The sequence below is a fragment of the Mesorhizobium sp. WSM3860 genome (assembly GCF_002294995.1).
In the GTDB taxonomy this organism is placed as follows: Bacteria; Pseudomonadota; Alphaproteobacteria; order Rhizobiales; family Rhizobiaceae; genus Mesorhizobium.
In genome coordinates, this window is the sequence record NZ_NSGF01000002.1 from 354370 (window position 1) to 381359 (window position 26990).

Annotated in this window: 23 protein-coding genes; 12 read left to right on the forward strand and 11 right to left on the reverse strand. The window is 64.1% G+C overall.

The window, feature by feature from the left end; all coding sequences use genetic code 11:
- Positions 1-368 precede the first annotated feature (368 nt).
- On the forward strand, positions 369-2348 hold the full coding sequence (locus CK220_RS05635; protein ID WP_095810743.1) for an EAL domain-containing protein: 1980 nt from the start codon (positions 369-371) through the stop codon (positions 2346-2348).
- Positions 2349-2476: 128 nt separating this feature from the next.
- Here CK220_RS05635 and CK220_RS05640 read toward each other — a convergent pair whose 3' ends face one another.
- Complete coding sequence (locus CK220_RS05640; RefSeq protein ID WP_095810577.1) at positions 2477-3547, reverse strand: class I SAM-dependent methyltransferase; 1071 nt, start codon at positions 3545-3547, stop codon at positions 2477-2479.
- A gap of 324 nt (positions 3548-3871) precedes the next feature.
- Between CK220_RS05640 and bchE the strand changes: the two genes are divergently transcribed.
- On the forward strand, positions 3872-5440 hold the full coding sequence (gene bchE / locus CK220_RS05645; RefSeq protein WP_095810578.1) for a magnesium-protoporphyrin IX monomethyl ester anaerobic oxidative cyclase: 1569 nt from the start codon (positions 3872-3874) through the stop codon (positions 5438-5440).
- Between the two features lie 6 nt (positions 5441-5446).
- Here the strand turns inward: bchE and argB are convergent, their stop codons facing one another.
- Both argB and CK220_RS05655 read right to left on the reverse strand, forming a co-directional pair.
- Complete coding sequence (gene argB / locus CK220_RS05650) at positions 5447-6340, reverse strand: acetylglutamate kinase (protein WP_095810579.1); 894 nt, start codon at positions 6338-6340, stop codon at positions 5447-5449.
- A 204-nt stretch (positions 6341-6544) separates the two neighbouring features.
- Entirely contained in the window at positions 6545-8041 is a 1497-nt protein-coding gene (locus CK220_RS05655; protein ID WP_095810580.1) for an amidase, read from the reverse strand.
- A 176-nt stretch (positions 8042-8217) separates the two neighbouring features.
- On the opposite strand from CK220_RS05655, the gene CK220_RS05660 reads away from it, so the two are divergent.
- From CK220_RS05660 to msrB, 4 genes are all read left to right on the forward strand, one after another.
- The gene (locus CK220_RS05660; RefSeq protein WP_095810581.1) at positions 8218-8757 is read left to right on the forward strand and encodes a sigma-70 family RNA polymerase sigma factor; all 540 of its coding nucleotides are present in this window, start codon (positions 8218-8220) and stop codon (positions 8755-8757) included.
- Positions 8754-9476 carry an anti-sigma factor gene (locus tag CK220_RS05665; RefSeq protein WP_176478996.1) on the forward strand — a complete coding sequence of 241 codons (723 nt, stop codon included), beginning with the start codon at positions 8754-8756 and terminating at the stop codon, positions 9474-9476. The genes CK220_RS05660 and CK220_RS05665 overlap by 4 nt, the downstream gene beginning before the upstream one ends.
- Positions 9477-9685: 209 nt before the next feature.
- Entirely contained in the window at positions 9686-10243 is a 558-nt protein-coding gene (locus tag CK220_RS05670) for a fasciclin domain-containing protein (RefSeq protein ID WP_095810583.1), read from the forward strand.
- A 195-nt stretch (positions 10244-10438) separates the two neighbouring features.
- Positions 10439-10936 (forward strand): peptide-methionine (R)-S-oxide reductase MsrB, encoded by a 498-nt coding sequence (gene msrB / locus CK220_RS05675; protein WP_095810584.1) that lies wholly within the window; start codon positions 10439-10441, stop codon positions 10934-10936.
- A 93-nt stretch (positions 10937-11029) separates the two neighbouring features.
- On the opposite strand, the gene CK220_RS05680 is transcribed toward msrB, so the two are convergent.
- The gene (locus CK220_RS05680) at positions 11030-12625 is read right to left on the reverse strand and encodes a DHA2 family efflux MFS transporter permease subunit (protein WP_095810585.1); all 1596 of its coding nucleotides are present in this window, start codon (positions 12623-12625) and stop codon (positions 11030-11032) included.
- Positions 12626-12745: 120 nt separating this feature from the next.
- Positions 12746-13930, reverse strand: a complete 1185-nt coding sequence (locus CK220_RS05685) for an HlyD family secretion protein (protein WP_095810586.1) — start codon at positions 13928-13930, stop codon at positions 12746-12748.
- A gap of 135 nt (positions 13931-14065) precedes the next feature.
- Between CK220_RS05685 and CK220_RS05690 the strand changes: the two genes are divergently transcribed.
- Positions 14066-14764 (forward strand): TetR/AcrR family transcriptional regulator, encoded by a 699-nt coding sequence (locus CK220_RS05690; RefSeq protein ID WP_095810587.1) that lies wholly within the window; start codon positions 14066-14068, stop codon positions 14762-14764.
- Between the two features lie 212 nt (positions 14765-14976).
- Positions 14977-17427: a DNA translocase FtsK gene (locus CK220_RS05695; protein WP_095810588.1), complete on the forward strand. Its 2451-nt coding sequence runs from the start codon at positions 14977-14979 to the stop codon at positions 17425-17427.
- Between the two features lie 74 nt (positions 17428-17501).
- On the opposite strand, the gene yihA is transcribed toward CK220_RS05695, so the two are convergent.
- The 3 genes from yihA to CK220_RS05710 all read right to left on the reverse strand — a co-directional run bounded on the left by yihA (position 17502) and on the right by CK220_RS05710 (position 19224).
- The gene (gene yihA / locus CK220_RS05700) at positions 17502-18137 is read right to left on the reverse strand and encodes a ribosome biogenesis GTP-binding protein YihA/YsxC (RefSeq protein ID WP_095810744.1); all 636 of its coding nucleotides are present in this window, start codon (positions 18135-18137) and stop codon (positions 17502-17504) included.
- A 19-nt stretch (positions 18138-18156) separates the two neighbouring features.
- Entirely contained in the window at positions 18157-18807 is a 651-nt protein-coding gene (locus CK220_RS05705) for a CatB-related O-acetyltransferase (protein ID WP_095810745.1), read from the reverse strand.
- A 96-nt stretch (positions 18808-18903) separates the two neighbouring features.
- A complete protein-coding gene (locus CK220_RS05710; protein WP_095810589.1) occupies positions 18904-19224 on the reverse strand; it encodes a hypothetical protein in 321 nt (106 codons plus the stop codon).
- 120 nt (positions 19225-19344) lie between these two features.
- Here CK220_RS05710 and CK220_RS05715 point away from each other — a divergent pair, with 120 nt between their 5' ends.
- From CK220_RS05715 to CK220_RS05725, 3 genes are read left to right on the forward strand one after another with little or no spacing between them, the layout of a single operon-like run.
- Positions 19345-19641 carry a hypothetical protein gene (locus tag CK220_RS05715; RefSeq protein WP_095810746.1) on the forward strand — a complete coding sequence of 99 codons (297 nt, stop codon included), beginning with the start codon at positions 19345-19347 and terminating at the stop codon, positions 19639-19641.
- On the forward strand, positions 19634-20926 hold the full coding sequence (locus CK220_RS05720) for an HlyD family secretion protein (RefSeq protein WP_095810590.1): 1293 nt from the start codon (positions 19634-19636) through the stop codon (positions 20924-20926). Before CK220_RS05715 ends, CK220_RS05720 begins: the two co-directional genes overlap by 8 nt.
- On the forward strand, positions 20923-22464 hold the full coding sequence (locus tag CK220_RS05725) for a DHA2 family efflux MFS transporter permease subunit (RefSeq protein WP_095810591.1): 1542 nt from the start codon (positions 20923-20925) through the stop codon (positions 22462-22464). The genes CK220_RS05720 and CK220_RS05725 overlap by 4 nt, the downstream gene beginning before the upstream one ends.
- Positions 22465-22802: 338 nt before the next feature.
- On the opposite strand, the gene yidC is transcribed toward CK220_RS05725, so the two are convergent.
- Genes yidC through rpmH form a run of 3 tightly spaced genes read right to left on the reverse strand, consistent with a single transcriptional unit; the run spans position 22803 to position 25139 of the window.
- A complete protein-coding gene (gene yidC, locus CK220_RS05730; RefSeq protein WP_095810592.1) occupies positions 22803-24620 on the reverse strand; it encodes a membrane protein insertase YidC in 1818 nt (605 codons plus the stop codon).
- A gap of 14 nt (positions 24621-24634) precedes the next feature.
- Positions 24635-24988: a ribonuclease P protein component gene (gene rnpA / locus CK220_RS05735; RefSeq protein ID WP_095810593.1), complete on the reverse strand. Its 354-nt coding sequence runs from the start codon at positions 24986-24988 to the stop codon at positions 24635-24637.
- Between the two features lie 16 nt (positions 24989-25004).
- Positions 25005-25139, reverse strand: a complete 135-nt coding sequence (gene rpmH, locus CK220_RS05740; RefSeq protein ID WP_008833937.1) for a 50S ribosomal protein L34 — start codon at positions 25137-25139, stop codon at positions 25005-25007.
- Positions 25140-25395: 256 nt separating this feature from the next.
- Here rpmH and CK220_RS05745 point away from each other — a divergent pair, with 256 nt between their 5' ends.
- Positions 25396-26889, forward strand: a complete 1494-nt coding sequence (locus CK220_RS05745; RefSeq protein WP_095810594.1) for a HAMP domain-containing sensor histidine kinase — start codon at positions 25396-25398, stop codon at positions 26887-26889.
- Positions 26890-26990: the final 101 nt, after the last annotated feature.

Sequence of the window (26990 nt, forward strand, 5' to 3'; positions counted from 1 at the left end):
CGCTGCGCAAGCGGCCCGACAAATTTGTCGGAGCGAATCTATTTCGGGACGATTTCCCCGATATCAACTGAAATTAAGGTTACACGAATCTTAAGTAAGGACCCGCTCGGAGATTTACGCAATGTTGGGTGCGTCTTCTCTTGCGATCTGGAGAAAGTGTGATCATGCATAATTCGGTAACTCATGATTGTTGCATGGAATCCTTGGCGGGTCGCTAGGCCGGTGCAATCGCATGATCCGTTTACCGGCGGTTAGCAACATTAGTGTCTTATAATGAACCAGGCTTGCCTTCGTCCTTCCGTGAGGACTTGACGGACTTCGCTTGCTCGAACCCGTTCATGCGGAGGATGATCGCAAAGGAGCGTTGCATGCAACTGACGGAGGACGTGGCTCAGAGGGTCACTGAAGCGATTTCACGCCCCCCGTGGAAATCCGCCGATCCGACGCTTTTTGCGATGCTGCTGCAGAAGAACGCGGATCAGAATCGCAAGGTCGTGCGCTGGGGCATAGCGGCGGCCGTGCTGAGCTACATATGCTACGGTGCCTTCGACTGGTTTCTTTTCCCAGACATCGCCGACCGTCTGATTCTGACGCGCCTGACGTTGGGATTAACCTTCCTGGTGCTTGTCGAACTCGTTGCTCGACGCGATTTTGCCGTCACCACGCTGCACTACGTTGCCGCTCTGGCGATCGTGGCCGGCGCGATCGGATGGCTGCTGTCGGCGCTCGGAACGGCGCATCAGGAGGCGCTGTCCCATTTCCTCATCTTCGGCACGGTGTTCATTCTCGGCGCCAACCTTTTCTTCAACTTCCGGCTATGGCTCTCGGCGCTGTCGTCCGCGACCGTGACAATAGCTTTCCTCGGCGCCACGCTGTTCTTGCTTCAAGCCGATCTTGCCACCCGTCTGGTGCTCGCAACCTATTTCGTGAATTGCCTTGTTTTGTCGCTCTATCTTTCATGGCGCCTCAGCATGGAGCGCTACCAGACCTTCCTGCACGCCCTTCAGGCGCAGATCCAGGAGCAGGTCGCCATCGAAAATGGTCAAAAGCTCATCGAGATCGCGGACACGGACCCGCTTACCGGGCTTAAGAACCGCAGGGCGATCACGCGGGAATTCGCGGAGTTGTGCAAGGAATGGGCCAGGGACAATGACGAAATAGGCGTCATTCTCATGGACGTGGACTACTTCAAGCGGTTCAACGACCGGCTCGGCCATCAGGCCGGCGACGACTGCCTGATCGAGCTTGCCCGTGCCTTCGACGAGACGGCGGCGTCCAATCACGCCATCGCGGGACGGTACGGCGGCGAGGAATTCGTCGTGCTCTGCAAGGTCGCCGGACCGGATCATCTGCGCGAGGTCGCCCATCAATTCTGCCGGGCCGTCGAGGATTTGAAAATCTCCCATCCCGATCGGGACGATAAACTCAACATCGTCACCATCAGCGCTGGCGCCTCGTTGACGCGCGCGGATCAAAGCATCGAGCTTCGGATCCTGTTGCAGGAGGCCGATCGCGCGCTTTATGCCTCCAAGTTTTCGGGTCGCGCGACCTTCACCATCTATGATGCGCAGGCCATCGACCAGAAGCGCGCCAGCCAAAATCTTTCGGAACTGCTCAAGCAAGCCGTTTCGGAGGGACTCGTCTCCGTCGTCTATCAGCCGATCTGCGATGCGATATCCGGCAAGGTGCTTGGCCATGAGTCGTTGATGCGGCTGCGCGACTTCGACGGCAGCGCGATCAGCCCGTCCGTGTTCATACCCGTCGCCGAGCAGACCGGCGGGATCGAGGAACTCGGGATGTGGGTGATCGATCGGGCTTGCGGCGACATGGTCGAGCACGGATTGGGATCGGTCGTGTCCGTGAACGTCTCGGTCGTCCAACTCAAGGCACCGAATTTCCCGCTTCACGTCACCGAGATCCTTGGCCGGCATGGCATGGCCCCCCAGAAGCTGGCGCTCGAGGTCACAGAGGGCAGCGATATTTCCCTGGAGGCGCAGGCCGCCAGAAGTATCGAGCAGCTTCGAAACCTGGGCGTCCAGATCTGGCTCGATGATTTCGGAACCGGATTTGCGGGTCTGGCTTGGCTCCGTCGTTTCAAATTCGACGTCGTCAAGATCGATCGGAGTTTCTTGCACGACTGCCAGACGGTTCGAGGCCTGAGCCTGTTGCAGGACATGGTCAGGCTGCTGCGCAATCTGGGCCATACGGTCCTTGTCGAGGGCGTCGAGACGAAAGAGCAGCAGAATTTGCTGCAGCACATGGGGATTCAGTCTATCCAGGGCTTCCTGACCGGACGTCCCGTTCCGATCGAAGACATCAGGCAGGCCAGGCAGGACCTCGTCGCTTAACTTGAAGCAGTCCGGCAGGAACACAGGGCGGCGCTATCTCGGCGAAACGAGGACGCCGCGCGCTGCATCAGAAAGCCGGGCCGCTGCACGGCCCGACTTGAAGTCGAATGGACTGTGAAGCGGCTCCGCTACCGCTCTATGCCGGGCGCCGCGAAATCCACGCGTTTGCGGATCCTGCCGTAGACGATGTTCCTATTCGATCCGTAATAGACCTCGGCTTCGACGCGGTTCTTGTCCACGGCGGCATTGATGATGTCCCACATGTCGCCGGCCGACCGCAGGATGAGCGGCCAGTCCATGAACGTCTCCATGTACCCGTCGGTCGTGATCTCGTCGCTGAAATTGGCGAACAGGAACTCGCCGTCCGGCTTGACCAGTTCCATGGCGCGCTGCAGCAGGCGTGCGCCGACCGGAAGCGGCAGGTAGTCATACAGCCCGGAGGCATAGACGAGATCGAATGTGCCGAGCGGGTAGGCGCGCCGTAGAAGACCGCGCACGGACCCGTCCACGGCTTCCACTCCGGTACCGGCGAGGTCGCGATTGACCGTGCCGACGCTCACCGGATCCTGGTCGAGGCCGATCCAGCGCCTTAATCTTTTCTCGGCGAGCGCCTTTGAGAGTTCGGCTTCCCGCAAATGGCCGCAGGCGATTGCCAGCACCTCCGCGTTTTCTACCCGGGCGGCCGTTTCGTCGACCGTTTTGGCCAGTATTTCGCGGCGCTCGCGCCCCGCCACCGAGCTTGCGGCTTCGCTCGTATAGGCAAAGATCTCGCGGCCGAGTTCACTCGACGATGCCACGATCTCGTCGGCGCTCGGGTGCTTGTAGTAGATGTCCAGCAGCGTCGCGTCGCCCGAATAGCCGCGCGGCTTTTCGAACGACCAGCGCGTGAACGGATCCTGTTTCAGGTAGGCCGCCACGCGGTGCTGCTGAGCGAGCGGAATCAATTCCTGCCAGAGAGCCGGAGCGACCTCCCGGCGCAGTTCATGCAATCGACCCGCCAGGCGTTCGACGATTTGCCCTGCGGGCTCCTGGCGCGAGAAAGCCTGATGAGCGAGGTCCAGCACCAAGGCGAGCTGGGCCGCCCGCGCCTTGAGCTCGGCGGCGTCGACCGTCTCCGCGGACGCCGCCTTGTGCTTCTTGATCAACGTCGATGTGATGAGGCTCGCCTCATCGATTTTCAGATCGGAATTCAGCGCCATATGGGCATTTCCTTGTGGTCCCCCACCGACAATTATAAATGCATAGAGTTTTAATAAAAGTTTAGGGGCAACTGCATTAGTTATTGCTAATGCGCACCCTTCCGAAGGTTTGAAGCGCCGAAAGCCAGAGCTCGATCGACGTGCGCAACACGTATGACCTTAACCTTTTGTTATGCACTGGGCTGACGCGTCTCCCGGCCTGCGCGGCGTTTCGGGTGTGCCCATCAAATCTGTGGGAAAGCTGCATCGAAACTGCTGAGGCGCGCCAAGGCGGCTTCGGCATCGCCGAATACGACCGGCGGACCGACGCAACGGAGGTCCGCCATGAACATCGTGCTGGTCAACCCGCCGCATACAGCCATCGGCAGCCGCGTGCCCGACGATCACCTGCCGCCTTTGGGTCTGCTGGCGGTCGGCGGTCCGCTGCTCGATGCGGGCCATCGGGTGCGCCTGGTCGATGCGGAGTTTGGGCCGATGCCGCTTTCCACGCTCGTCGATGAGGCGCTGAGCGACAATCCGGATTTCGTCCTCATCGGCCATTCCGGCTCGACCTCGGCGCATCCGACCGCGCTGCGGATCGCGGAAATGATCAAGGCCCGCGCGCCCGGGGTCATCATCCTCTATGGCGGCGTTTTCCCGACCTATCACTGGCGCGACGTGCTCGCCGCAACCGAGGTCTTCGACTTCATCGTGCGCGGCGAGGGCGAGGCGACCGCGCTGGCGCTGGTCGAGGCGCTGGAAAAGCGCCGACCGGTGTCGGGTGTCGCCGGCATCGCCTACCGCGACGATTGCGGCCGACCCTTTGCGACACCGCCGGCAATGACGATTACCGATCTCGACGCCTGTCGCGTCGGCTGGGAGCTGATCGACCATGGCCGCTACAGCTATTGGGGCGGCAAGCGCGCCGTGGTCATGCAGTTCTCGCGCGGCTGTCCGCATCTGTGCAACTATTGCGGCCAGCGCGGCTTCTGGACCCGCTGGCGGCATCGCGATCCCGTCAGCTTCGCCAAGGAGATCGCCTGGCTGCACCGCGAGCACGGCGTCGAGCTGGTCAATCTGGCCGACGAGAACCCGACCTCCTCGAAGAAGGCCTGGCGCGCCTTTCTCGATGCCATGATCGGCGAGAACGTGCCGGTGCTGATCGTCGGCTCGACGCGCGCCGACGATATCGTGCGCGATGCCGATATCCTGCACCTTTATCGCAAGGCCGGCGTCATCCGCTGGCTGCTCGGCATGGAGAACACCGACGAGGCCACACTGTCGCTGATCCGCAAGGGCGGCAGCACCAAGTCCGACCGCGAGGCGATCCGGCTGCTTCGCCGGCACGGCATATTGTCCATGGCGACCTGGGTCGCCGGCTTCGAGGATGAGGGTTTTCGCGATCTCTGGCGCGGCTTTCGCCAGCTCATCGCCTATGATCCCGACCAGATCCAGGCGCTCTATGTGACGCCGCATCGCTGGACGCCGTTCTTCCGCATCGCCAAGGGTCGCAAGGTGATCCAGAAGGACGTCCGGCTCTGGGACTACAAGCACCAGGTGCTGCATATGACCCGGCTGCAACCGTGGATGCTGTTCTTCGCCGTCAAGCTGATCGAGCTTGCCGTGCAGTCACGGCCGAAAGCGCTGGCGCGGATCCTTTTCCATCCGGACCCGGAGCAGCGGCATTCGATGCGCTGGTATACCAGGATGGGCCGCCGCGTCTGGTTCCGCGAGGTCTGGGGCTTTCTGGTCCGCGATCGCCGCGTGGCGGACGGCCCGACGCTTGCCGAATTCTGGGGCGCGCCGCAGGACGCCGAGGAGGAGTCGATGGCCTTTCAGCGCCCGGCGCGCAAGCCGGCCATGTTCGTCATGGAAGATCGGCGGATCGCGGAAAGCAGAAGGCCAGCCGGCTAATAATTGCTACGGCACGATCAGCGTGCCGGCCCCGTGCTCGGTGAACAGCTCGAGCAGCACCGAATGCGGCGTCTTGCCGTTGAGGATGACGACGCCTTCGACGCCGCGCTCGATCGCCTCGATGCAGGTCTCGACCTTCGGGATCATGCCGCCCGATATCGTGCCGTCCTTGATCAGCGCCTTGGCCTCGGCGACCGTCAGCTCGTCGATCAGCTGCTTGTTCTTGTCGAGCACGCCGGGCACGTCGGTCAGGAACAAGAGGCGCGAGGCGCGGCAGGCGCCGGCGATGGCGCCGGCAAAAGTATCGGCGTTGATGTTGTAGGTATGGCCGTCGCGGCCGGGCGCCACCGGCGCCAGCACCGGGATCATCTCGGAACGGGCCAGCAGGTCGAGCAGCGTGCGGTCGACCTCGACCGGCTCGCCGACAAAACCGAGATCCAGCACCCGCTCGATATTGGAATCCGGGTCGATCATGGTCTTGCGCGCCTTTTCGGCAAAGACCATGTTGCCGTCTTTGCCGCAGAGCCCGATCGCCCATTCGCCTTCGGCGTTGATCAGCGCCACGATTTCCTTGTTGATCGAGCCGGCCAGCACCATCTCGACGATCTCGACTGTCTTCTGGTCGGTGACGCGCAGGCCGCCCTCGAACTTGGATTCGATGCCCATCTTGTTGAGCATCGCGCCGATCTGCGGGCCGCCGCCGTGAACGACGATCGGATTGACGCCGGACTGTTTGAGCAGCGCGATGTCGCGGGCAAAGGCCTTGCCGAGATCGTTGTCGCCCATGGCATGGCCGCCATACTTCACCACCACGGTCTTGTTCTCGTAGCGCTGCATATAGGGCAGCGCTCTGGAAAGCAGCGCGGCCTGCATTTCGGCGTTGGCGGCGATGTCCGTCATCGGTGCTTTTCCCCAGCTGGTCAATGCAGGTCGCTCAAAAGCGCGCAGCGGTTTTGGCTGAACGACATGCATCAAAACAAGGACTAAAGCGGGTCGCTTGAATCCGTTTCCTCGCGACGCGCTTTATGTGGCGGCCTCTTAGCGGGAAATGCCGTAGGCCGCAAACGGCTTTGCGGTCGCAATAACGAAATCGTGCATGGGTTTCTAAGCTGGCACCTTGAGCGGTGCGCGGCGCTTCAGCCATCCCGAAATCTTCTCCATCTGCGCGGCGAGCGATAAAAGCGTCTCCTCATCGCCGGGCCGCCCCGCGGCCTGGATGCCGAGCGGCAGGCCGTCGGCGGTGACATGCACCGGCAGCGCGATCGAGGGCTGGCCGCTGACATTGTGGATCGCCGGCCAGGGAGTGAACCACAGGCTCTTGTCCATCAGCTGGCCGAAAAACGATCTGATCCTGAGCAGCCCGGTAAGATGCAATTTGTCGAGGAGGTTCTCGACGAGCTCGTCGGCGCCGTTCGGGTCCATCGCGCCGCAGGCGAGCGGCGGGTGCGCAATGATCGGCATCAGCACGGCATCGAAGCGCGCGGTGTCTTCAATCATCTGCCGCGCGGTGGCGTTGAGCCGCTGCACGGCGTCATAGACCTCGCCGGCGGACAGCATTTCGCCGAGGCGGCCGAGCACGCGCGTCGCACGTTCGACCTCGCCGGTCACCGGACGGCCGACGCGCTTCGCCTCGGCACGCATCATGCCTGCGACGGCCGAGGCGACGCTCTTGCAGAAATCGGCGATGAAGTCGCGACCGACATAGGGCAGGTCGATCTCTTCCACCGTGTGCCCGCCCTCGCGCGCCAGCGCCACCGCGGTGTCCAGCGCTTCGATCGTCTCACCCGAGATCGGCAGGCCGAGCGGCGATTTGCGGTAGACCGCGAGGCTGAGCTTGCCAGGATCGCGCGCCGCTGCGGCGGCGAAGGCGCCCTTGGGCTCCCGCGCCGCATAAGGCGACAGCGGATCGGCGCCGTGCGTCAGGTCGAGCAGGAGGGCTGTGTCGCGCACCGAGCGGCTGACCGCATGGTCGACGACCATGCCGTACCAGCTCTCGCTGGTGAGCGGCGTCAGCGGCACCCGGCCGCGCGAGGTCTTGAGCCCGACCAAGCCGCTGCAGGCCGAAGGCACCCGGATCGAGCCGCCGCCGTCCGAAGCGTGCGCCGCCGGCACCACGCCGGCCGCGACGAGCGCCGCCGAACCGCCGGACGAGCCGCCGGTGGTGTGACCGGTGTTCCAGGGGTTGCGGGTGATGCCGAAGCGGGCCGATTCGGTCATCAGCCGCAGCCCATGCTCGGGCGAGGTGCTGGTGGCGATCGGGATCAGGCCCGCGGCCAGATAGCGCTCGACCATCACCGAGTTGAAATCGGCCGTGAAGGCCGCAATGCGGCTGCCGCCATGGATCGGCACGCCCTTGATGCCGATGCCGAGATCCTTCAGCGCGAAGGGCACGCCGGCGAGCGGCAGCTTGCGATCGACCGCCTTCGCCCGCGCCCTGGCGGCTTCATAGAGCGGCGTGGCTATGGCGTTGATGTCGGGTCCTGTCGCCTCGGCGCGGGCGATCGCGGCGTCGACCAGCTCCTGCGGCGAGACTTCCCCCTTGTGGACGAGCTCGGCAAGTCCGGTCGCATCCTGTTCCCAAAGCACGCGTTCGATCGACATCGCCGCTCCCCTGTTTTGGCGAAGGCTATCGCATGAAGCCGCAAATCGAAATCCGGATTTGCGTTGTTCATCTCGCATCGGGGAAGATCACTTCACGTACTGACGCCGCGGCAGCCTTGGGTGGACAACACCGCCCGCGCCGTTGCAAATAGATCGCAATCTTCTAATTTGCCTGCATGGGGCCTCAGGACATCAGCAAGCTGATCGTCCGGACTTCGATGAAGGACCGGGCTGCGTTCGATCTGCTCTACAAGCAGACCAGCGGGAAACTTTTCGGCGTCTGCCTTCGTGTATTGAGGGACAGGAGCGAGGCGGAAGAAGCGCTGCAGGAGGTCTTCGTCAAGATCTGGACCAAGGCCGATCGTTTCGCGGTTTCCGATCTCAGCCCGATTTCCTGGCTGGTGGCCATTGCGCGCAACCATGCGATCGACCGCATCAGGACGCGGCGCGGTCCTTCCGCCAACATCGATGCAGCCCTCGAGATCGCCGATCCGGCGCCGGGGCCTGAGGCCATGGCTGTCGCGGGCGGCGAGACCGAACGCATCTACCATTGCCTCGACGAATTGGAGAAAGACCGGGCGGCGGCGGTCCGGGGCGCCTATCTCAACGGCGAAAGCTATGCCGAGCTGGCGGAGCGGCACAAGGTTCCGCTGAACACGATGCGGACCTGGCTGCGGCGAAGCTTGCTCAAACTGAGAGAATGCCTGGAAAGATGACGCTGGCGGAAGACAACGGACCGGAACGTGGAGGCGACGACCTGCTCGCCGCCGAATACGCTCTCGGCGTTCTGGCAGCCGACGAACGCCAGATCGCCTCCCGCCGCATCGATACCGAGGCGGGTTTTGCCCGCCTGGTCGATGCCTGGGAAGCCCATTTCGCGCCGATGGCGGCCGCCTACGCTGCGGTCGAGCCGCCGGCTTCGGTCAAGGCGGCGATCGACCGGCGGCTGTTTGCCTCATCAGTGGCCACCCCCGCCGCGCCCAGCACCGGCCTGCTGGGGAGCCTCGCCTTCTGGCGCGGGCTTGCCGCCGCCGCGCTTGCCGCTTTGGCCGTCTTTGTCGCCCTGCCTCTCGTCAATCCGCCGTTGCCGCAGCCCGAGACCAGGCTGGTCGCCTCGCTCGCCGCCGACAACAGCAACGTCAAATACCTCGCTATCTATGACGCGGCCCGCCAGGAGGTCGGCCTCTCGCTGGTTTCCGGCGAACGCGGCGCCGGCAAGGATTTCGAGCTGTGGATGATCGAGGGCAAGAATGCGCCGGTATCGATGGGCGTCATCCCGGCCGGTCAGACCGCGCGCATGGCCGTCACGCCGGCCGTGCAGGAGAAGCTGGCGCAAGGCGCCGTGCTCGCCGTCAGTCTCGAGCCGGCCGGCGGTTCGCCGACCGGCCAGCCGACCGGCCCCGTCGTCGCCGCGGGCGATCTGAAGGGCATCTGACCGACATTCGGAAAAGTATTGTAGACTAGCCGAAGTCTATCTACCCCGACATGTGTCGGCAGCAGTGCTTTCATGCGCTTAGACGCGATGCGATTGCGTCCAGGCCAACGAATAAAAAATCTTCGAGGTTCGCGAAACTAAGTTTTTGATGCCTCGTATCTCCTCGCGTTCCCAACGATGGGGAAAAACAACCCGAGGAGATTGACAAAATGCGTAAACTCGCCACCCTTCTGCTTGCCTCTACAATCGGCCTTTCCGCGTTTGGCGCCGTTGCCAATGCCGCCAATCCGATGGTCGGCGGCGCGCCGATGTATGCCAAGAAGAACATCATCGAGAATGCCGTCAATTCGAAGGACCACACCACGCTGGTCGCCGCCGTCAAGGCCGCCGGTCTCGTCGACACGCTGCAGACCCCCGGTCCCTTCACCGTCTTTGCCCCGACCAACGAGGCCTTCGCTGCACTTCCGGCCGGCACCGTCGAGACGCTGCTCAAGCCCGAGAACAAGGACAAGCTGACCAAGATACTCACCTGCCATGTCATTGCCGCCAAGGCGCTGGCCGCCGACGTCGCCAAGATGGCTAAGGCCGATGGCGGTGCGCATGAGGTCAAGACCGTCGGCGGCTGCGCCCTGACGCTGAAGTCGGAGGAGGGCAAGGTCACGGTGACCGACGAGAACGGCAACGTCGCCCATGTCACGATCGCCGACGTGCGCCAGTCGAACGGCGTCATCCACGTCGTCGACAAGGTTCTTCTGCCGAAGATGTAACAAAGCGCGTGCGGCCGGCGAAGTGAGGTATGTCCGCGCCGGCCGCACGGTCTTCCTCCGACGATCAGTGCTGCCGTCAAGCTCCGCTCCGCATCGCCAGGGCTTGGGTCGACGCGAGGTGGCGCGCGCATCGTCACCGGCTTTTGCTTTTCCGGCGGCGTCCTAGTTTGTAAGATCACGTCAGGAGGAAAGGCCATGAACCGTCGCGACTTTCTCTGGAGCGGTGCCACTGCCCTCGCAATCGGAACCGGAGCGGCGTTGCGCATGGGCGGCGCGAAGCCGGCTCTGGCCGGCGAGACCTTCGAGGTCACCAAGACCGATGCCGAATGGCACGCCATCCTTTCGGATGCCGCCTTCGACGTGCTGCGCAGAGAAGGCACCGAATATCCGGGCACCAGCCCGCTGCTCAACGAACACCGCAAGGGCATCTTCGCCTGCGCCGGCTGCGACCTGCCGGTCTATCCGTCGGAAACGAAGTTCGATTCCGGCACCGGCTGGCCGAGCTTCTGGCAGGAGATCCCCAATGCCATCGGCAAGACCGAAGACCGTTCGCTCGGCATGACGCGGACCGAGGTGCATTGCCGCCGCTGCGGCGGTCATCTCGGCCATGTCTTCGACGACGGCCCGCCGCCAACCGGCCTGCGCCACTGCATCAACGGCGTGGCGCTGACCTTCAAGCCCGCCGCGGCTTGAGCGGACTGCGATCTGTCCAAAGAAATGACCCCGGAAATCGGCGACGATTTCCGGGGTCACGCGTTGAGGACGCCAGGCGGGGGTTCCGGCTCCTCAATGGCCTCCACCGCCACCGCCGCCTTGCTGGGCCGGCTTGTTGATGAACAGCACGAAAAATCCGAGCGAGGCGAACAGCACGGTCAGCATCATGAACACGTCCATGAAGGACAGCAGCGCCGCCTGCTGCTGCACCATGCCGGACAGCTTCGAAATGGCCGCGGTCGTGGCATCGAGGCCGGCGTTTTGCTGGAAGTTCAGCGTCATGTTCTGCAGCTTGGCCTGCGCCGCCTCGCTGCCCCACTGCACATGCTCGGAAAGCCTTGCATAGTGGAAGGCATTGCGGTCGATCAGCACCGTGTTGATGACTGCCAGGCCGACGGCACCGCCGAGATTGCGAGTCAGGTTGAACAGGCCCGACGCATTCTTCAGCCGCTCCGGCGGCAGCGTGCCGAGCGCGATGTTGTTGATCGGCACCATGCACAGCATCATCGAGCAGCCGCGCAGGATCTGCGGGATCAAGAGCTCATAAAAATCCCAGTCGGCGGTGAGATGCGTCATCCACCATGTGCCGGTGGCGAAGCCGATGAAGCCGATCATCATCATCAGCCTGAGATCGATCTTGTTCGACAGGATGCCGGCAACGGGCGCGGTGAAGAACATCGCCAGGCCGCTGACGAACAGCGCCTCGCCGATCATCATCGAATCGTAACCGCGGATGCGGCCGAGGAACACCGGATAGAGGTAGGTCAATCCGTAAAGGCCGATGCCGACGACGAAGGAAAACAGCGAGCCGAAGGCGAAATTGACGTTGCTGAAGGCGCGGAGATCGACGATCGGCTCCTCAGCGGTGAAGACGCGCCAGAAGAAGATGATACCGCCGATGGTCATGAGGATGGCGCAGGCAAAGACGGCCGGCTCCTGCAGCCAGTCATGGTTCGGGCCTTCCTCCAGCACGTATTCCATGCAGCCGAGGAAGGCGGCCATGCCGATCAGGCCCCACCAGTCGAACTTGGAGAACAACTTGAGATTCGGCTTGTCGAAATCGATCAGCGACCAGGCAGCCGTCGCCACCAGTATGCCCGGCACGACATTGATCAGGAACAGCCAGTGCCAGGACATGGCGTGGCTGATATAGCCGCCCACCGTCGGGCCGATGGTCGGCGCCAGCGTCGCCACCAGGCCGATCATCGGCGAGACGACGGCGCGGCGCGACGGCGGGAAGATGGTGAAGGCGGCAGCGAACACGCTCGGAATCATGCCGCCGCCGATAAAGCCCTGGATGGCGCGGTAGACGATCATCTGGTCGATGTTGGTGGCGGTCGCGGCAAGCGCGCTGGCTGCTGTGAAGCCGGCGGCCGCGGTCGTGAACAGCACGCGGGTCGACAGCATGCGGCTGAGGAAGCCCGACAGCGGGATCATCACCACTTCCGCGATCAGATACGCGGTCTGCACCCACGGAATCTCGTCGGAGCTGGCGCTGAGGCCGGCCTGGATCTCGGCCAGCGATGCCGAGACGATCTGGATGTCGAGGATCGCCATGAACATGCCGAACACCATCGCCAGGAAGGCGATGACGCGGCGCACAGGCATATGGTCGGCGGGTGCGGCGGCTGCCGGCCCTGCCCCTGCGGTAATGGTTGCGGTTGCCATCTCATGGCCTCCCTACGGCAATTCCACGGAACGGTGCGCGGCGGTTTCCGCCCGGAACTGCGTCAAAACAGGCTGGGCGGCTCGGCGCTCAATTGGCCACCGGGCCGCCCCCCAAACTGCTCAGTTGGTCGTCGCGGCAGGCGCGGTGCGGCTGTCGGCGGCGACGATGACGCTCAGGCCGGCGCGCAGCTTGCGGGTCTTCAGCACGTCGGCCGGCACGTCGATGCGGACCGGCACGCGCTGCACGACCTTGGTGAAGTTACCCGTGGCGTTTTCCGGCGGCAGCAGCGAGAACACCGCGCCCGAGGCCGGCGCCAGCGACGACACCGTGCCCTCGAAGGTCTGGCCGTCGATGGCGTCGACTGTGATGCGGACCTTCTCGCCCGGCACCAGCCGGCCAAGCTGCGTCTCCTTGAAGTTGCCGACGATGTAGAGCTTGTCCATCGGCACGACGACGGCGAGCTTCTGGCCGGGGGTGACGAGGTCGCCCTGTTCGACCGAGCGATTGCCGACGACGCCGTCATAGGGCGCCTTGAGCACGGTGAAGGAAAGGTCGCGCTGCGCCTTGTCGCGGGTTAGCTGCAGCGAGGCGAGCGTGCTCGCCGATTCTGCGCGCTGGGCTTCGAGCACGCCGATATTGGCCTGTGCGGCGGTGATCTGCGCGTCGGCGCCGGCAAGGGCGGCCTTGGCCTGGTCGAGCGCCGTCTGGGCGTCGTCGAGCTGCGCCTGCGTGCCGACATGCGTCTTGAGCAGCTGCGCCGCGCGGGCCTGGGCGCGCGCCGCATTGTCGGCCGCCGCCTGGTCGGCGATCTTCTGCGCCTGTGCTTGCGCCAGCGAGGCCTGCGCCGCCTTGGTCTGCGCGTCGATGCGGTCGAGCGTCTTCGCCAGCGTGGCGATCTGCGCCTCGGCCTGGCCGACCGCGATTTTGTAGTCGCCGTCATCGATGACGAACAGCGGATCGCCGGCCTTGACCCTCTGGTTCTCGCTCACCAGCACCTTGTCCACATAGCCGGAGATTTTCGGCGACACGAACGACATGTCGGCCTGGACATAGGCGTCGTCGGTGGAGATCATGAACCGGCCGTCGGTCCAATAATTGTAGCCGTACCAGGAGCCGGCGCCAAGGAGGCCAAGCCCGATGATCGGCAACAGCAGCGAACGGATGGAGCGCTTCTTCTTGGCCGGCGCTTCGCTAGGCGCGGGAGAAGCGGGCAGTACAGGCGCTTCCGGAGCTTCGGTCGACGGCTGGACTTTGGCGTTGGGGAAATTGCGGACTTCGGCGGTAGCGGGCGCGTTCGAGGACATGATAATCTCTCTGGGACAAGTCAGTCAGACTGAACCGTTCGGTTCGAATTGGTGATTGACATAGCGCGGAAAGAGGCCCATATCAAGAGCAAATCGAACCGGTTGGTTCGAAATATTTCGTGAGGTTTGACTTCGATGGTCGAAACGACAGCCGATAGCGATCTGCTCGACCTGCGCAAAGGCCGTCCCGCGGCCGGGCAGGATCCGATCAAACGGGCCCAGATCATCGAGGGCGCGCGCCGCGTCTTCATCGACAAGGGCTTCGAAGCCGCGTCGATGAACGACATCACGCGCGAGGCCGGCGTCTCCAAGGGCACGATCTATGTCTATTTCGCCAACAAGGAAGAGCTGTTCGAGGCTCTCATCGAGGAAGAGCGCGGCACCATCTTCAAAAATATGTATGAGGTGCTCGACCATTTCGACGACTTGCGCAAGACGCTGGTGAAGTTCGGCACGGTGCTCTCCGCCAAGATCACCTCGGCCAAAGTCATCCAGGCGCAGCGCACGGTGGTCGGCGCTTCCGACAGGATTCCCGAGCTTGGCGCCCGCTTCTACGAGCGCGGGCCCAAGCGTGGCCACGACAAGGTGATGATCTTCCTCAATGAAGCCGTCGAACGCGGCCTGCTGAAGATCGACGATGTCGATCTCGCCGCCTATCAGTTCACCGAGCTCTGCCTCGCCGGCCTCTTCCGCCAGTGCATCTTTTCCTACCGCACCAAGGCACCGAGCCAGGCCGAGATCGAGCATGTCGTTCGCTCCGGCGTGAACGTCTTTCTGAAGGCCTACGGCACCGAGAAGCTCGCGGCCGAGGAGCAGGCCTCGCTCTCGGCGTGAACCCGCGCGGCGCAGCGATTGAGAAGGATCGCGAGGCGCTTTGGTGACACTACGCCGCCGCCGCCGACTTCGATGCCACCGGTCACGTCCTTCTTGCAGCCCAACTCGAACCGGCGACCGGCACTTTCGCGGAGCCTTCCGGAAGAGCTTGTTAACCATCGGTTCCTATGTCTCGGGACACGTTTGTTCGACAAATCTCGAGTGTGACATCCATGCGTTTTACCCGTGCCAATCCTTCCGGCGCTTCCGCGCACGGCGACAACGACGACAGCCGCTCGGAAGACGCGCGGCACCATTGCGCTGCCGTGCCGCCGCAGCGGCAAACGGGGCAGGTCGTCACGCTGCGAGCCGCCGCTGACGGCGAATCGCACGCCGCCGATTCGGCTGGCGGCGACGAGTTCGGCGGTCAGGCCTGGCAGCAATATTTCTTCCTAGCGCCCAATGTGCGCTTCACTCGCACGCCGGATTCCGACAAGCGGCCTGTACCGGAGCCAGTTGATGAAGCGCCGGCCCAAGCGGTGCCTTCCCGCGGGCTTTCCATCCGCCCGACGCCGCCGGCGCCCCAGCCGGCCAATCCGGTCCGGCCAATTCCCGCCGCGGCCGCCACCGCTCCGGCCAAGCCGCCGCACACCTTCGTCAAGCCGCAGCAGGCCAGCGCCGCGCCGCCGACGCGGGCGGTAGCCACCCCGGCGCCAAGGCCGCAACCGCCGAAATTTCGTTGGTCCTATCTGTCCGACGATGCGTTCTTCGAGTTCAGCCTGCCTTTGCTCGCCGAGCGCCTGGCTCGGGCACGGCTGAACGATCCGGCGCAGCCACTCGTCGCCCCTGCTCCGGCAAGGCCTACACCGGCGCAGCCAAGCCCGTCCCGCCCCATCGCGATCGGCGAGGCGACGTCGTTCTACCGCGTCATCGAATGGCGCTCGAACGGGCCGGCCGCCAGCCTGGCTCCGCTGACGGCGCCGGTCGATCTGCCCGCGCCCTCCCCTGTGGAAATCGAATCCCTGGCGCCCGCAGCCGAGTCCGCCGCGCCGCGTCCCGTAGCAAAGAGCGCCCGGACCGCGAGAGCCGCGCCGTCCCTGCCCGTCACCGGCAAGGTCGCGCCGCCGGCCGCTTCGGCCGACTACGAGCTTCCGTCCGAGGACCTGCTGCAGATGCCGCCGGAAGGCCAGGGCTTCTACATGTCGCAGGAGCGGATGGAACAGAACGCGGACCTGCTCGAAAGCGTGCTGGAGGATTTCGGCGTCAAGGGCGAGATCATCCATGTCCGGCCGGGTCCGGTCGTCACGCTCTACGAGTTCGAGCCGGCGCCGGGCGTGAAGTCCAGCCGCGTCATCGGCCTGGCCGACGATATCGCCCGCTCCATGTCGGCCATTTCGGCGCGCGTCGCCGTCGTGCCCGGCCGCAACGTCATCGGCATCGAACTGCCCAACGAAACGCGCGAGACGGTCTATTTCCGCGAGCTGATCGAGTCGGCCGGCTTCCGCAACACGTCGTGCAAGCTGGCGCTGGGGCTGGGCAAGACGATCGGCGGCGAGCCGGTGATCGCCGACCTCGCCAAGATGCCGCATTTGCTGGTCGCCGGCACCACCGGCTCGGGCAAGTCGGTCGCCATCAACACCATGATCCTGTCGCTGCTCTACCGGATGAAGCCGGAGGAGTGCCGCCTCATCATGGTCGATCCCAAAATGCTGGAACTGTCCGTCTATGACGGCATCCCGCATCTGCTCACGCCCGTCGTCACCGATTCCAAGAAAGCGGTCACCGCGCTGAAATGGGCGGTGCGCGAGATGGAGGAGCGTTACCGCAAGATGGCGCGCCTCGGCGTGCGCAACATCGACGGCTACAACCAGCGTGCCGCCGCCGCCCGCGACAAGGGGGAGGTCGTGGTCATGCAGGTGCAGGTCGGCTTCGAGAAGGGCACCGGCGAGCCGCTGTTCGAGGAGCAGGAGATCGACCTCGCGCCGATGCCCTACATCGTCATCATCGTCGACGAGATGGCCGACCTGATGATGGTGGCAGGCAAGGAGATCGAAGGCGCCATCCAGCGGCTTGCGCAGATGGCGCGCGCCGCCGGCATCCACCTGATCATGGCCACGCAGCGCCCGTCGGTCGACGTCATCACCGGCACCATCAAGGCCAACTTCCCCACCCGTATCTCCTTCCAGGTGACGTCCAAGATCGACAGCCGCACGATCCTTGGCGAGCAGGGTGCCGAGCAGCTGCTCGGCCAGGGCGACATGCTGCACATGGCCGGCGGCGGCCGCATCGTGCGTGTGCACGGCCCCTTCGTCTCCGATCTCGAGGTTGAGCACGTCGTGGCGCATCTGAAGGCGCAAGGCCGCCCGGAATATCTCGACACGGTCACCGCCGGCGAGGAAGAGGAAGAAGATCAGGCCGACACGGGTCCAGTCTTCGACAAGGGCTCGATCGACACCGAGGATGGCGACGCCCTCTACGAGGAGGCGGTCAAGGTGGTCAAGCGCGACAAGAAATGCTCGACCTCCTACATCCAGCGCCGCCTCGGCATCGGCTATAACCGCGCCGCCTCGCTGGTCGAACGCATGGAGAAGGAAGGCCTGGTCGGCGCGCCCAACCATGTCGGCAAGCGCGAAATCCTGACCGGCCGGCGCGACCATGCGCCGGAACGCGACGAGACCGATTGAGCGCAGCGCTGGATCTGGGCGGAGACAGGCCGGCCTGTTCGCCTGCCCCGTCCGGCCAGATTTCTTTCACGGCATCAGCCGCCGTTCGCCACCAAGGCGATCGCCGCGCGCAGCTCGTCGAGCCCTGAGGCCTTTTCCGACGATGTCGCGAGCACCGCCGGAAACGCCGCCGGCCGCTTCTTGATCTTGACCAGCGTCTCCTCGATCAGCTTCGGCACGCCGGCCGCCTTGATCTTATCGGTCTTGGTCAGCACGATCTGGTAGGACACCGCCGCCTTGTCGAGCAGCGACAGCACCTCCTCATCCTTGGGCTTGATGCCGTGGCGGGCGTCGATCAGCACATAGACGCGCTTCAGCGTGACGCGGCCCTGCAGATATTCGAAGATCAGCTTCGTCCAGGCATCGACCTTGTCCTTCGGCGCGCTGGCGTAGCCGTAGCCCGGCATGTCGACCAGCGCCATCGGCGGCAGGTCGGCGCCTTCGCCGGAGAACCCGTCCGGCACGAAATAGTTCAGCTCTTGCGTCCGTCCCGGCGTGTTGGAGGTGCGCGCCAGTCCCTTCTGGCCGACCAGCGCGTTGATCAGCGACGACTTGCCGACATTGGAGCGGCCGGCAAAGGCGATCTCCGGCGGCCCTTCCGGCGGCAGGAATTTCATCGACGGCACGCCGCGGATGAAGATCCACGCGCGGGTGAAAAGCTCCGGACTTATCGCAGCTTCGCTCGTGGTTTTACCCGGCGCGTTCAAACGGCGGCCTCCAGCTGGAAATGTCAGCGCCACGAATGGCGTTGAGGTTGCGGCCGATCTTGTCGATCGGCCAATCCCACCAGGCCGCTTTCAAAAGCCGTCGCACCGTGAACTCGTCGAAGCGCATCTTCACCACCTTGGCCGCGTTGCCGGCGACGATCGCATAGGGCGGCACGTCGTGCGTGACAACCGATTTCGCCGCGACGATCGCGCCATGGCCGATTTGCACGCCGGGCATGATCACCGCGTCCATGCCGATCCACACGTCATTGCCGACGATCGTGTCGCCGCGGATCTCTTTCGACCAGGTCTCGGGGTCGAAACCCTCCTCCCAGCCATGGCCAAAAATGTTGAACGGATAGGTGGAGAAGCCGGACATAGCGTGATTGGCGCCGTTCATGATGAAGCGCGCGCCCTCGGCGATGGCGCAGAACTTGCCGATCACCAGCCTGTCGCCGATGAAGGGATAGTGATGCAGCACGCATTTTTCGGCGAATTTGTCCGGTCCATCGGGATCGTCATAGTAGGTGAAGTCGCCGATCTCGATGTTCGGCGCGCTGACCAGCGGCTTCAGGAAGCCGACGCGCGGATGCATCGCAATGGGATGCTTGATGTTGGGATTGGGTCCGCTCATCGGGATCAGTCCGTAGTTGGCAGGCACGAGGCGACGCGCTGGCGACACTGGCTTCCAATCAAACTAACGTGATCCGGCTGCAGCACCAACCCGCGCTCAGCGGCGGCCGCGACAGATCACGATCGGGTTGGAAAGCGCGCTGTCGAAACCGCTGCCCTGATAGACCTGGACGTTGGAGGCGCCGGGCGGCAGCGTGAAACTGCCATCGACGACTTTCTGGTCGCCGGCGGCGGTGTGCAAGGCCCAGCTATAGGTGCAGAACTGCAGCGGCGCCTCGGGTTGCACGTGGCTGCAGTTGAGCTGCGCGCCGCCCAGCATAGCCGCGCCGCCGCAGCTCACCGCTTCCTCGGCGGCGGCCGGAAACGCGCATGTCAACAGGGCAGCCGCGGTCGCGAGCTTGAGCCGGTTCGTCTTCATTTTTCGTGTGTGCCTCTGCCGGCCTTCAGTTGCGCCACGCCGACGCGACATTTGCTCCAGGCGGCTTAGCCGGTCTTGCGCACCGCGTCCAGCAGGATTATGTGCATGATGATAATAAGCATGCTTACGAAAGCCTTATCCACCGACCTCCGACTCCTCCCATGCCCCTCCTCGCCCAATATCGGCTTCGTGCTGCACAACGTCGCGCGCCTGCTCAGGAACCGGTTCGAGCAGCATTCGCGCAGCTCGGAGCCTCCTCGCGCGCAATGGCAGGTGCTCGCCTATCTGTCGCGACAGGAAGTCATTCACCTTTCTGCGGACGCGCAGCAGCAGCTGCAAACCCTTTGCCTGATCAAATCCAATCTGCTCGAGGCCTGCGCCCAGCCGGCCGTCGACCGGGAGAAAGTCCATGTCTGAACCAGCCTCACCACGCAAGCCCGCCGAAAGCGACAATGGCGGCGACAGAAGCAGCGACCAGGTCATTCGCTTGGACAGCCAGCGCGAGCAAAGGCGTGGCGCCAATCCGGCGATCGAAAACGCTGAGCTGGAAGCCCCTGTCGCGCCGGAACCAGCTGCCCTCGAAGCCCCTTCGGCGCAGCCGAAGCCGGCCGCCGTCACGATAGCCTCGCCAGCCCCGGCCAAGCCGCGGCGCAGCCTGACCCGGCCGGTCCTGTTTGCGCTGCTTCCGGTGGCGCTGGCGGTCGGCGGCTATTACTACGTCGTCGGCGGTCAGGTCATGACCACCGACAATGCCTATATCCAGGCGCAGTCGCTCGGCGTCTCCACCGATGTCTCCGGCACAGTGCAGGAGATCGACGTGCATGACAACGAGGCGGTCAAGAAGGGCCAGGTGCTCTTCCGCTTGCGGCCGGCCCCGTTCGAGACCGCGCTGGCCGGCGCTCAGGCGCAGCTCGGCACGGTGCGCAACCAGGTGCTGACCTTGCAGGCGAGCTACCAGCAGTCGCTGGCGCAGATCGCCCAGGCCGAGGCCGACATCCCCTATTACGAATCCGCCTTCCAGCGTCAGCAGGACCTGCTCAAGACCTCCACCGCCTCGAAGGCGACTTTCGACAGCGCCCAGCACGATCTCATCGCCGCCCGGCAGAAAGTCACCGTTGCCAAGGCGCAGGCACAGGCAACGCTCGCCCAGCTCGGCGGCGACGCCGACCAGCCGGTCGAGAAGAACCCTTTCTACCTGCAGGCCCAATCGGCGGTGGACGATGCCCAGCGCAATCTCGGCGATGCCGTCGTCAAGGCGCCGTTCGACGGCGTCGTCACCAATGTCGATGCGCTGCAGGTCGGCAAGTACCTGCCCGCCTCGCAGCCGGCCTTCAGCCTGGTCTCGTCGACCGACATCTGGATCGCCGCCGAGCCTAAGGAAACCGAGCTCACTTATGTCCGGCCGGGGCAGAAGGCGACGATCAGCATCGACGGCTATCCGGGCGAGGTCTGGCATGGCGAGGTCGGCAGCATCAGCCCGGCCTCGTCGTCGAGCTTCTCGCTGCTTCCGGCGCAGAACACCAGCGGCAATTGGGTGAAGGTCGTGCAGCGCATCCCGATGCGGGTGACGATCGATGACCCGCAAGGCAAGCCGCCGCTGCGCGGCGGCATGAGCGCGGTCGTCAGCATCGACACCGGCCATGCCCGCGGCCTGCCCGATTTCGTGACCGACCTCTTCAAGCGGTTTGAGCAAAAGTCATGAGCACCGTCGCCACGGGCACGCCTGCGGTCGCCAATCGCGGCGCCATCACCGCCTGCGTGATCCTGGCGGTGATCATGCAGGCGCTGGACACCACCATCGCCAATGTGGCGCTGCCCTACATCCAGGGCAGCGTGTCGGCGAGCGCCGACCAGATCAATTGGGTGCTCACCTCCTATATCGTCGCCGCGGCGGTGATGACGCCGCCTTCGGGCTATCTTGCCAACCGCTTCGGCCGCAAGCGCATCCTGCTGGTCGCCATCACCGGCTTCGTCGTCGCCTCGGTGCTGTGCGGCTTCGCCCAGTCGCTGCCGCAGATCGTCGGCTTCCGCCTGCTGCAAGGCCTGTTCGGCGCCGCCCTTGTACCGCTGTCGCAGAGCATCCTGCTCGACATCTACAGCGTCGAGGAGCGCGGTTCGGCCATGGCTCTGTTCGGCGTCTCGGTGATGGTCGGCCCGGTTCTTGGGCCCGTCATCGGCGGCTGGCTGACCGAGAATGTTTCCTGGCGCTGGGTCTTCTACATCAACGTGCCGATCGGCGCGCTGGCTTTCGCCGGCGTCTCGATGTTCGTGCAGGAGACCAAGCTCGATCTCAAGGCGAGGCTCGACTGGCTGGGTTTCGGCATGCTCAGCGTCGCCATCGCTTCGCTGCAGATGTTCCTCGACCGCGGCGAGCAGCTCAGCTGGTTCTCCTCGTCCGAGATCATCGTCGAGGCGCTGGTCTGCGCGTCGGCCTTCTATATCTTCATCGTCCACACCTTCACCGCCCGCGACACCTTCGTGAACCCGCGGCTGTTCCTCGACCGGAATTTCGCGGTCGGCATGGTGTTCATCTTCATCATCGGCATCACCTATCTCGCCTCGCTGGCGCTGATGACGCCCTACCTGCAAACGCTGATGGGCTACCCGGTGGTGACCGCCGGCATCGTCATGGGGCCACGCGGCCTAGGCACCATGGCCTGCATGTTCCTTGTCGGTCGGCTGGTCGGCAAGGTCGACACGCGCTGGCTGCTGTTCACCGGCCTCGCGATCACCGCCTGGGCGATGTACGACATGACCGGCTGGACCCCGGACGTCTCGCAATGGACGATCATCCGCACCGGCTTCATCCAGGGCGCCGGCTTGGGCTTCCTGTTCGTGCCGCTCACCACCATCACCTTCGCCACGCTGGCGCCGGAACGGCGCGCGGAAGGCACCGGCCTCTACAATCTGTCGCGCAACATCGGCTCCAGCGTCGGCATCTCGGTCGTCACCGCGCTTCTGACGCAGAACCAGCAGATCAACCATGCCAACATCGCCGACTATGTGACGCCCTATAATCCGGCGTTCGGCGATCCGGCGATCGCGCAGGCGCTGAGCCCTTACACCGCCGCCGGCCGCGCCGCGCTCGACGGGCTGGTCACGCTGCAGGCAACGATCATCAGCTATGTCGACGACTTCAAGCTGATGATGATTCTCTCGCTCGCCGCCATCCCGCTGGTGCTTTTGCTGCGCAAGCCTGGCACGCCGGCCAGGGTCGACCACAGCGCCGTCATGGAGTGAGTTGGTGCATGTCGCCCAAAAGCGTGGAGCGGTTTTGGGAAAACGACATGCATAAAAAAAGTCCTAAAGCGCGGCGCGCTTTAGGAGGAAAACCGGGGTCCCCCCGCGGGACCCCGGCCTGCCCGACGGCCTCCCAACACCGGCGTCGCTGCGCCGGAAGCCGTCACGGCTTTTGGGGAGGACCAGGGAAGCTACGAGGCAGGCCATGCCGCAGTTTCGCGGGGCAGGCAAATTCCGAAGAACGGCTGCGCGAAGTGCTGTCCGGATAGGCCGTAGCGCAAGCCGCCACGAAAAACCCCGGTCGTGCCGGGGTTTTTGACGTTAGGTCGGGGCGTCGTCTATTCCGCCGGCGAGGGTTTCTTGCGGAACAGCGCCGCCAGATTGTCCCACAATTCGATCTTGGCGCCCTGGCGCTTCATGATCACGCCCTGCTGCAGGATCGAGAGCAGGTTGTTCCATGCCCAGTAGATGACGAGGCCGGCGGGGAAGCTGCCCATCATAAAGGTGAAGAGGACCGGCATCCAAGTGAAGATCGCGGCCTGCGTCGGATCCGGCGGCGCCGGGTTCATGCGCATCTGCAGGAACATGGTGATGCCCATCACCACCGCCCAGGCGCCCATATGCGGCAGGAAGGCCGGCGGCGCGAAGGGAAGCAGGCCGAACAGGTTGAACACCGAGGTCGGATCGGGCGCGGCAAGGTCGTGGACCCAGCCGAAGAACGGAGCGTGCCGCATCTCGATGGTGATGTAGAGCACCTTGTAGAGCGAGAAGAAGACCGGGATCTGCAGCGCCACGGGCCAGCAGCCGGCCAGCGGATTGATCTTCTCGGTCTTGTAGAGCTCCATCATCGCCTGCTGTTGCTTCATCTTGTCGTCCGCGTATTTCTCGCGGATTTCCAGCATCTTCGGCTGCACCTTCTTCATGTTCGCCATCGACGCGTAGGACTTGTTCGCCAGCGGGAAGAAGATGGCCTTGACGATGACGGTCGTGGCCAGGATCGCCAGGCCGAAATTGCCGAAGAACTTGTAAAGCGTGTCGATCAGCCAGAACATCGGCTTGGTGATAAAATAGAACCAGCCCCAGTCGATCAGCAGGTTGAACTGGCGAATGTGGCGGTCAGCCTCATAGGCGTTGATCTTGGCGACTTCCTTGGCGCCGGCGAAAATCTCCGTCTCGACAGTCGCGGACTGGCCGGCATCGACATTGATTGCATCGGTGAGGAAGTCGGATTGATACCGGTGGCGCCCGTCCTCGAAATAGCCGTAGCGCGGCTGGAAGGGCTGCTTCTCGGTCGGCACCATGGTGACGGCCCAGTACTTGTCCGTGATGCCGAGCCAGCCGTCGGTCGATTTGCTCGGCTTGACTTCCTTGTCCTTTTCGATGGCTGCGTATTTGTACTCCGTCAGCCCTTCGGTGCCAGTAACGCCGATCAGGCCTTCATGCAGCACATAAGTGCTGGCGACCGCCGGCTTGTCGTAGCGCGTGACACGGCCGTAGTTGAACAGCGACACGGGGGCGCTGCCCGAATTCTGCACGGTATCGGAGACCGTAAACATATAATCGTTGTCGACCGAGATGGTGCGCTTGAAGGTCAGGCCCTTGTCGTTGGTGTAGGTCAGCGTCACCGGCGTCGACGGGGTCAGCGTCGGATTGCCCTCGACGCTCCACACCGTGTCGGAACTCGGCACCGCGCCGGTCTTGTCGGTGCCGACGAACCCGATCTCGGCGAAATAGCCGGTCGGTAGCGCCTGCGGATTGAGCAGCTGGATCTCGGGCGAATTCTTGTCGACCGTCTCGGTGTAGTGCTTGAGCTTGAGGTCGTCCAAGCGAGCGCCGGTGAGGTTGATCGAGCCCTCGAGGCTCGGAGTGTCGATCTTGACGCGCTTGCTCGCGGCAACAGCCTGGTCACGGCTCTCGACAGTGACTGCCTCGCCGCCAGGTGCGGTCGGGATGGCGCCCGGAGCCGGTGCCGGCGTCCCGGCCGCGCCCGGATTGGTCCCCTGCGCTTCCTTCTGCTGCGCCTCGACGCGCTGCTGCTCGATGCGGGCCTGCTCGCGCTGCTGCTCCATCTTGGGGTTCATGTAGAACACCTGCCAGAGCGTCAGGATCAGCACCGACAGCGCGATGGTGATGAAGAAATTGCGGTTGTTTTCCATCGAAAGCCCTTGGCCTATCGTGTTCCGCGCAGCCGGCGGGAAAGCTCGGCCTTCAACTGACCGAACGGAATGGCAAGCACGTCTTCGCGCCCGACGATGACATAGTCATTGCCGGGCGCCATGTCATCGGCGGCATGCGTTCGCACGGCTTCTCTCAGCCGCCGCCGAACGCGGTTGCGCACCACGGCGTTGCCGACCTTCTTGGTCACGGTGTAGCCGACGCGTGGCGCATAATCGTCGCCCCGGTCGAGAACCTCGACGAGAAAAAGCCGTCCGCGGCGTTTCTCGCCGCCGCGCACAGCCAGGAAATCCGCGCGTTTCAGAAGCCGCCCGGGAGTTTTCCCCTTTGGCTTGCCGGTTGCGGGCAACGATCTCGTCTTTCGTTCAGGCGCTGAGCCGCTTGCGGCCGCGGTTGCGGCGGGCTGCTACGACGCCGCGGCCACCCTTGGTGGCCATGCGGGCACGGAAACCGTGCCGGCGCTTGCGGACGAGTTTGGACGGTTGGTAGGTACGCTTCATTTGTTTTAATACCGCGGCGTGCGGCCCTTCTTGATTCTGTCACTCTGTAACAGGAGCTTTGCCAGGCCGGTTTTAGGCGCGATCAAAACCGCGCCGGGACGGAAGGCCCGAGCGTGAGCGGGCTTATAGGAAGAAGGATTTTGGAAGTCAATCCAGCCCGCCCAAAGCCAATTTTTTCACCGGCTGCCGGCGAAATTGGCAAAAAAGCCGCAAATCGCATAATCTTGCTCGATCAAGCCTCCGTGAAAACCGCGTCATGACAAGTGAAGTCCTGTCAACGGATGAAAAGCCACGCCCCGCGGCGGCAAGCTCGCCGCGCCGGGTGCCGCTGTCGCGCGGCCTGTCGACCAAGCTTCTGCTTCTCACCATCGTCTTCGTGCTGCTCGCCGAAATCCTGATCTTCCTGCCTTGGATCGCCAGCTACAGGGTGAACTGGCTGAAGGAGCGGCTGAGCACCTCCGCCGCCGTGTCGATCGTGTTGTTGCAGGGCGAGCCCAACTCGCTGTCGCACACCGCCCAGAATGACGTGCTGATGGCGATCGGCGCCAAGGCGATCGCGGTGCGCGACGGCGGCGTCTCGCGGCTGCTGGTCGTGGCCGACATGCCGCCGAAGGTCGACGAGCATATCGATATCGCCAATGTCGGCCTGGTCAACGGCATGACCGGCGCGCTGGAAACGCTGTTCGCGGGCGGCAACCGCATGCTGCGGGTGTTCGGCCCGGTCGGCGACAGCGACAAGGAATTCGAGCTGATCATGCCGGACTACAGTCTGCGCAACGCCATGCTCAGATATTCGCGCAACGTCGCCGTCGTCTCGCTGCTGATCTCGCTGTTCACCGCCATGCTCGTCTATGCGGCGATCGACCTGATCATGATCGGCCCGATCCGCACCATGACGCGCTCGATCCTGTCCTTCTCCGAGGCACCCGATGATCCCGGCCGCGTAATTTGCCCGACGGAGCGTGCCGACGAGATCGGCGTCGCCGAGCGCGAACTGTCGCAGATGCAGGATCGGCTGCAGAAGATGCTCTCAGAGCAGAAGCACCTCGCCAACCTCGGGCTTGCCGTGTCCAAGATCAACCATGACATGCGCAACATCCTGGCTTCCGCGCAGCTTATGTCGGACCGGTTGCGCCAGGTGAAGGATCCGACCGTTCAGTCCTTCGCGCCGAAGCTTCTGCGCGCGCTCGACCGCGCCGTCGCCTATTCGGAGGGCGTGCTTGCCTATGGCCGCACACAGGAGCCGGCACCGTCGCGCCGCAGGCTCAGGCTGCGCCAGCTGGTCGACGACGTGCACGGCCTGCTCGACATCGAGGAGGGTATCGAATTCATCAATGCCGTCGAGCTCACCTTCGAAGTCGACGCCGATTCCGACCAGCTCTTTCGCGTGCTCACCAATCTCTGCCGCAACTCGGTGCAGGCGATGGCCGCCGACACGGAGAGCGCGGTGGTGCGCCGGCTCGCCGTCTCGGCCGAGCGCTTGGGCAGCGTCAGCCGCATCACCGTCACCGATACCGGCCCCGGCCTCCCGCCCAAGGCTCGCGAGAACCTGTTCGCCGCCTTCCGCGGCTCGGCGCGCAGCGGCGGCACCGGCCTTGGCCTGGCGATCGCCCATGAGCTGATCCGCGCCCATGGCGGCACGGTGGAGCTGGTCGAATCGATCGGCGGCCGCACGGTCTTCGCCGTCACCATCCCCGACCAGCCGGTGCGGCTCGACCAAGCCCGCAACGGCCTGCGGCGCCCGGCTTGATCTCGGCAGGCCGGCGAACGTTCCCGGTTCGGAGTTCCGCGAAGCAAAGACCCGGTCGGAAATATCTTCCTGAAAACGCCTGCGACAAAACTTTTGCCGGG

Coding starts and splice junctions, on each gene's coding strand:
- CK220_RS05635 (WP_095810743.1), top strand. CDS start 369: ATGCAACTGACGGAGGACGTGGCTCAGAGGGTCACTGAAGCGATTTCA.
- CK220_RS05640 (WP_095810577.1), bottom strand. CDS start 3,547: ATGGCGCTGAATTCCGATCTGAAAATCGATGAGGCGAGCCTCATCACA.
- bchE (WP_095810578.1), top strand. CDS start 3,872: ATGAACATCGTGCTGGTCAACCCGCCGCATACAGCCATCGGCAGCCGC.
- argB (WP_095810579.1), bottom strand. CDS start 6,340: ATGACGGACATCGCCGCCAACGCCGAAATGCAGGCCGCGCTGCTTTCC.
- CK220_RS05655 (WP_095810580.1), bottom strand. CDS start 8,041: ATGTCGATCGAACGCGTGCTTTGGGAACAGGATGCGACCGGACTTGCC.
- CK220_RS05660 (WP_095810581.1), top strand. CDS start 8,218: ATGGGGCCTCAGGACATCAGCAAGCTGATCGTCCGGACTTCGATGAAG.
- CK220_RS05665 (WP_176478996.1), top strand. CDS start 8,754: ATGACGCTGGCGGAAGACAACGGACCGGAACGTGGAGGCGACGACCTG.
- CK220_RS05670 (WP_095810583.1), top strand. CDS start 9,686: ATGCGTAAACTCGCCACCCTTCTGCTTGCCTCTACAATCGGCCTTTCC.
- msrB (WP_095810584.1), top strand. CDS start 10,439: ATGAACCGTCGCGACTTTCTCTGGAGCGGTGCCACTGCCCTCGCAATC.
- CK220_RS05680 (WP_095810585.1), bottom strand. CDS start 12,625: ATGGCAACCGCAACCATTACCGCAGGGGCAGGGCCGGCAGCCGCCGCA.
- CK220_RS05685 (WP_095810586.1), bottom strand. CDS start 13,930: ATGTCCTCGAACGCGCCCGCTACCGCCGAAGTCCGCAATTTCCCCAAC.
- CK220_RS05690 (WP_095810587.1), top strand. CDS start 14,066: ATGGTCGAAACGACAGCCGATAGCGATCTGCTCGACCTGCGCAAAGGC.
- CK220_RS05695 (WP_095810588.1), top strand. CDS start 14,977: ATGCGTTTTACCCGTGCCAATCCTTCCGGCGCTTCCGCGCACGGCGAC.
- CK220_RS05705 (WP_095810745.1), bottom strand. CDS start 18,807: ATGAGCGGACCCAATCCCAACATCAAGCATCCCATTGCGATGCATCCG.
- CK220_RS05710 (WP_095810589.1), bottom strand. CDS start 19,224: ATGAAGACGAACCGGCTCAAGCTCGCGACCGCGGCTGCCCTGTTGACA.
- CK220_RS05715 (WP_095810746.1), top strand. CDS start 19,345: ATGCTTACGAAAGCCTTATCCACCGACCTCCGACTCCTCCCATGCCCC.
- CK220_RS05720 (WP_095810590.1), top strand. CDS start 19,634: ATGTCTGAACCAGCCTCACCACGCAAGCCCGCCGAAAGCGACAATGGC.
- CK220_RS05725 (WP_095810591.1), top strand. CDS start 20,923: ATGAGCACCGTCGCCACGGGCACGCCTGCGGTCGCCAATCGCGGCGCC.
- yidC (WP_095810592.1), bottom strand. CDS start 24,620: ATGGAAAACAACCGCAATTTCTTCATCACCATCGCGCTGTCGGTGCTG.
- rpmH (WP_008833937.1), bottom strand. CDS start 25,139: ATGAAGCGTACCTACCAACCGTCCAAACTCGTCCGCAAGCGCCGGCAC.
- CK220_RS05745 (WP_095810594.1), top strand. CDS start 25,396: ATGACAAGTGAAGTCCTGTCAACGGATGAAAAGCCACGCCCCGCGGCG.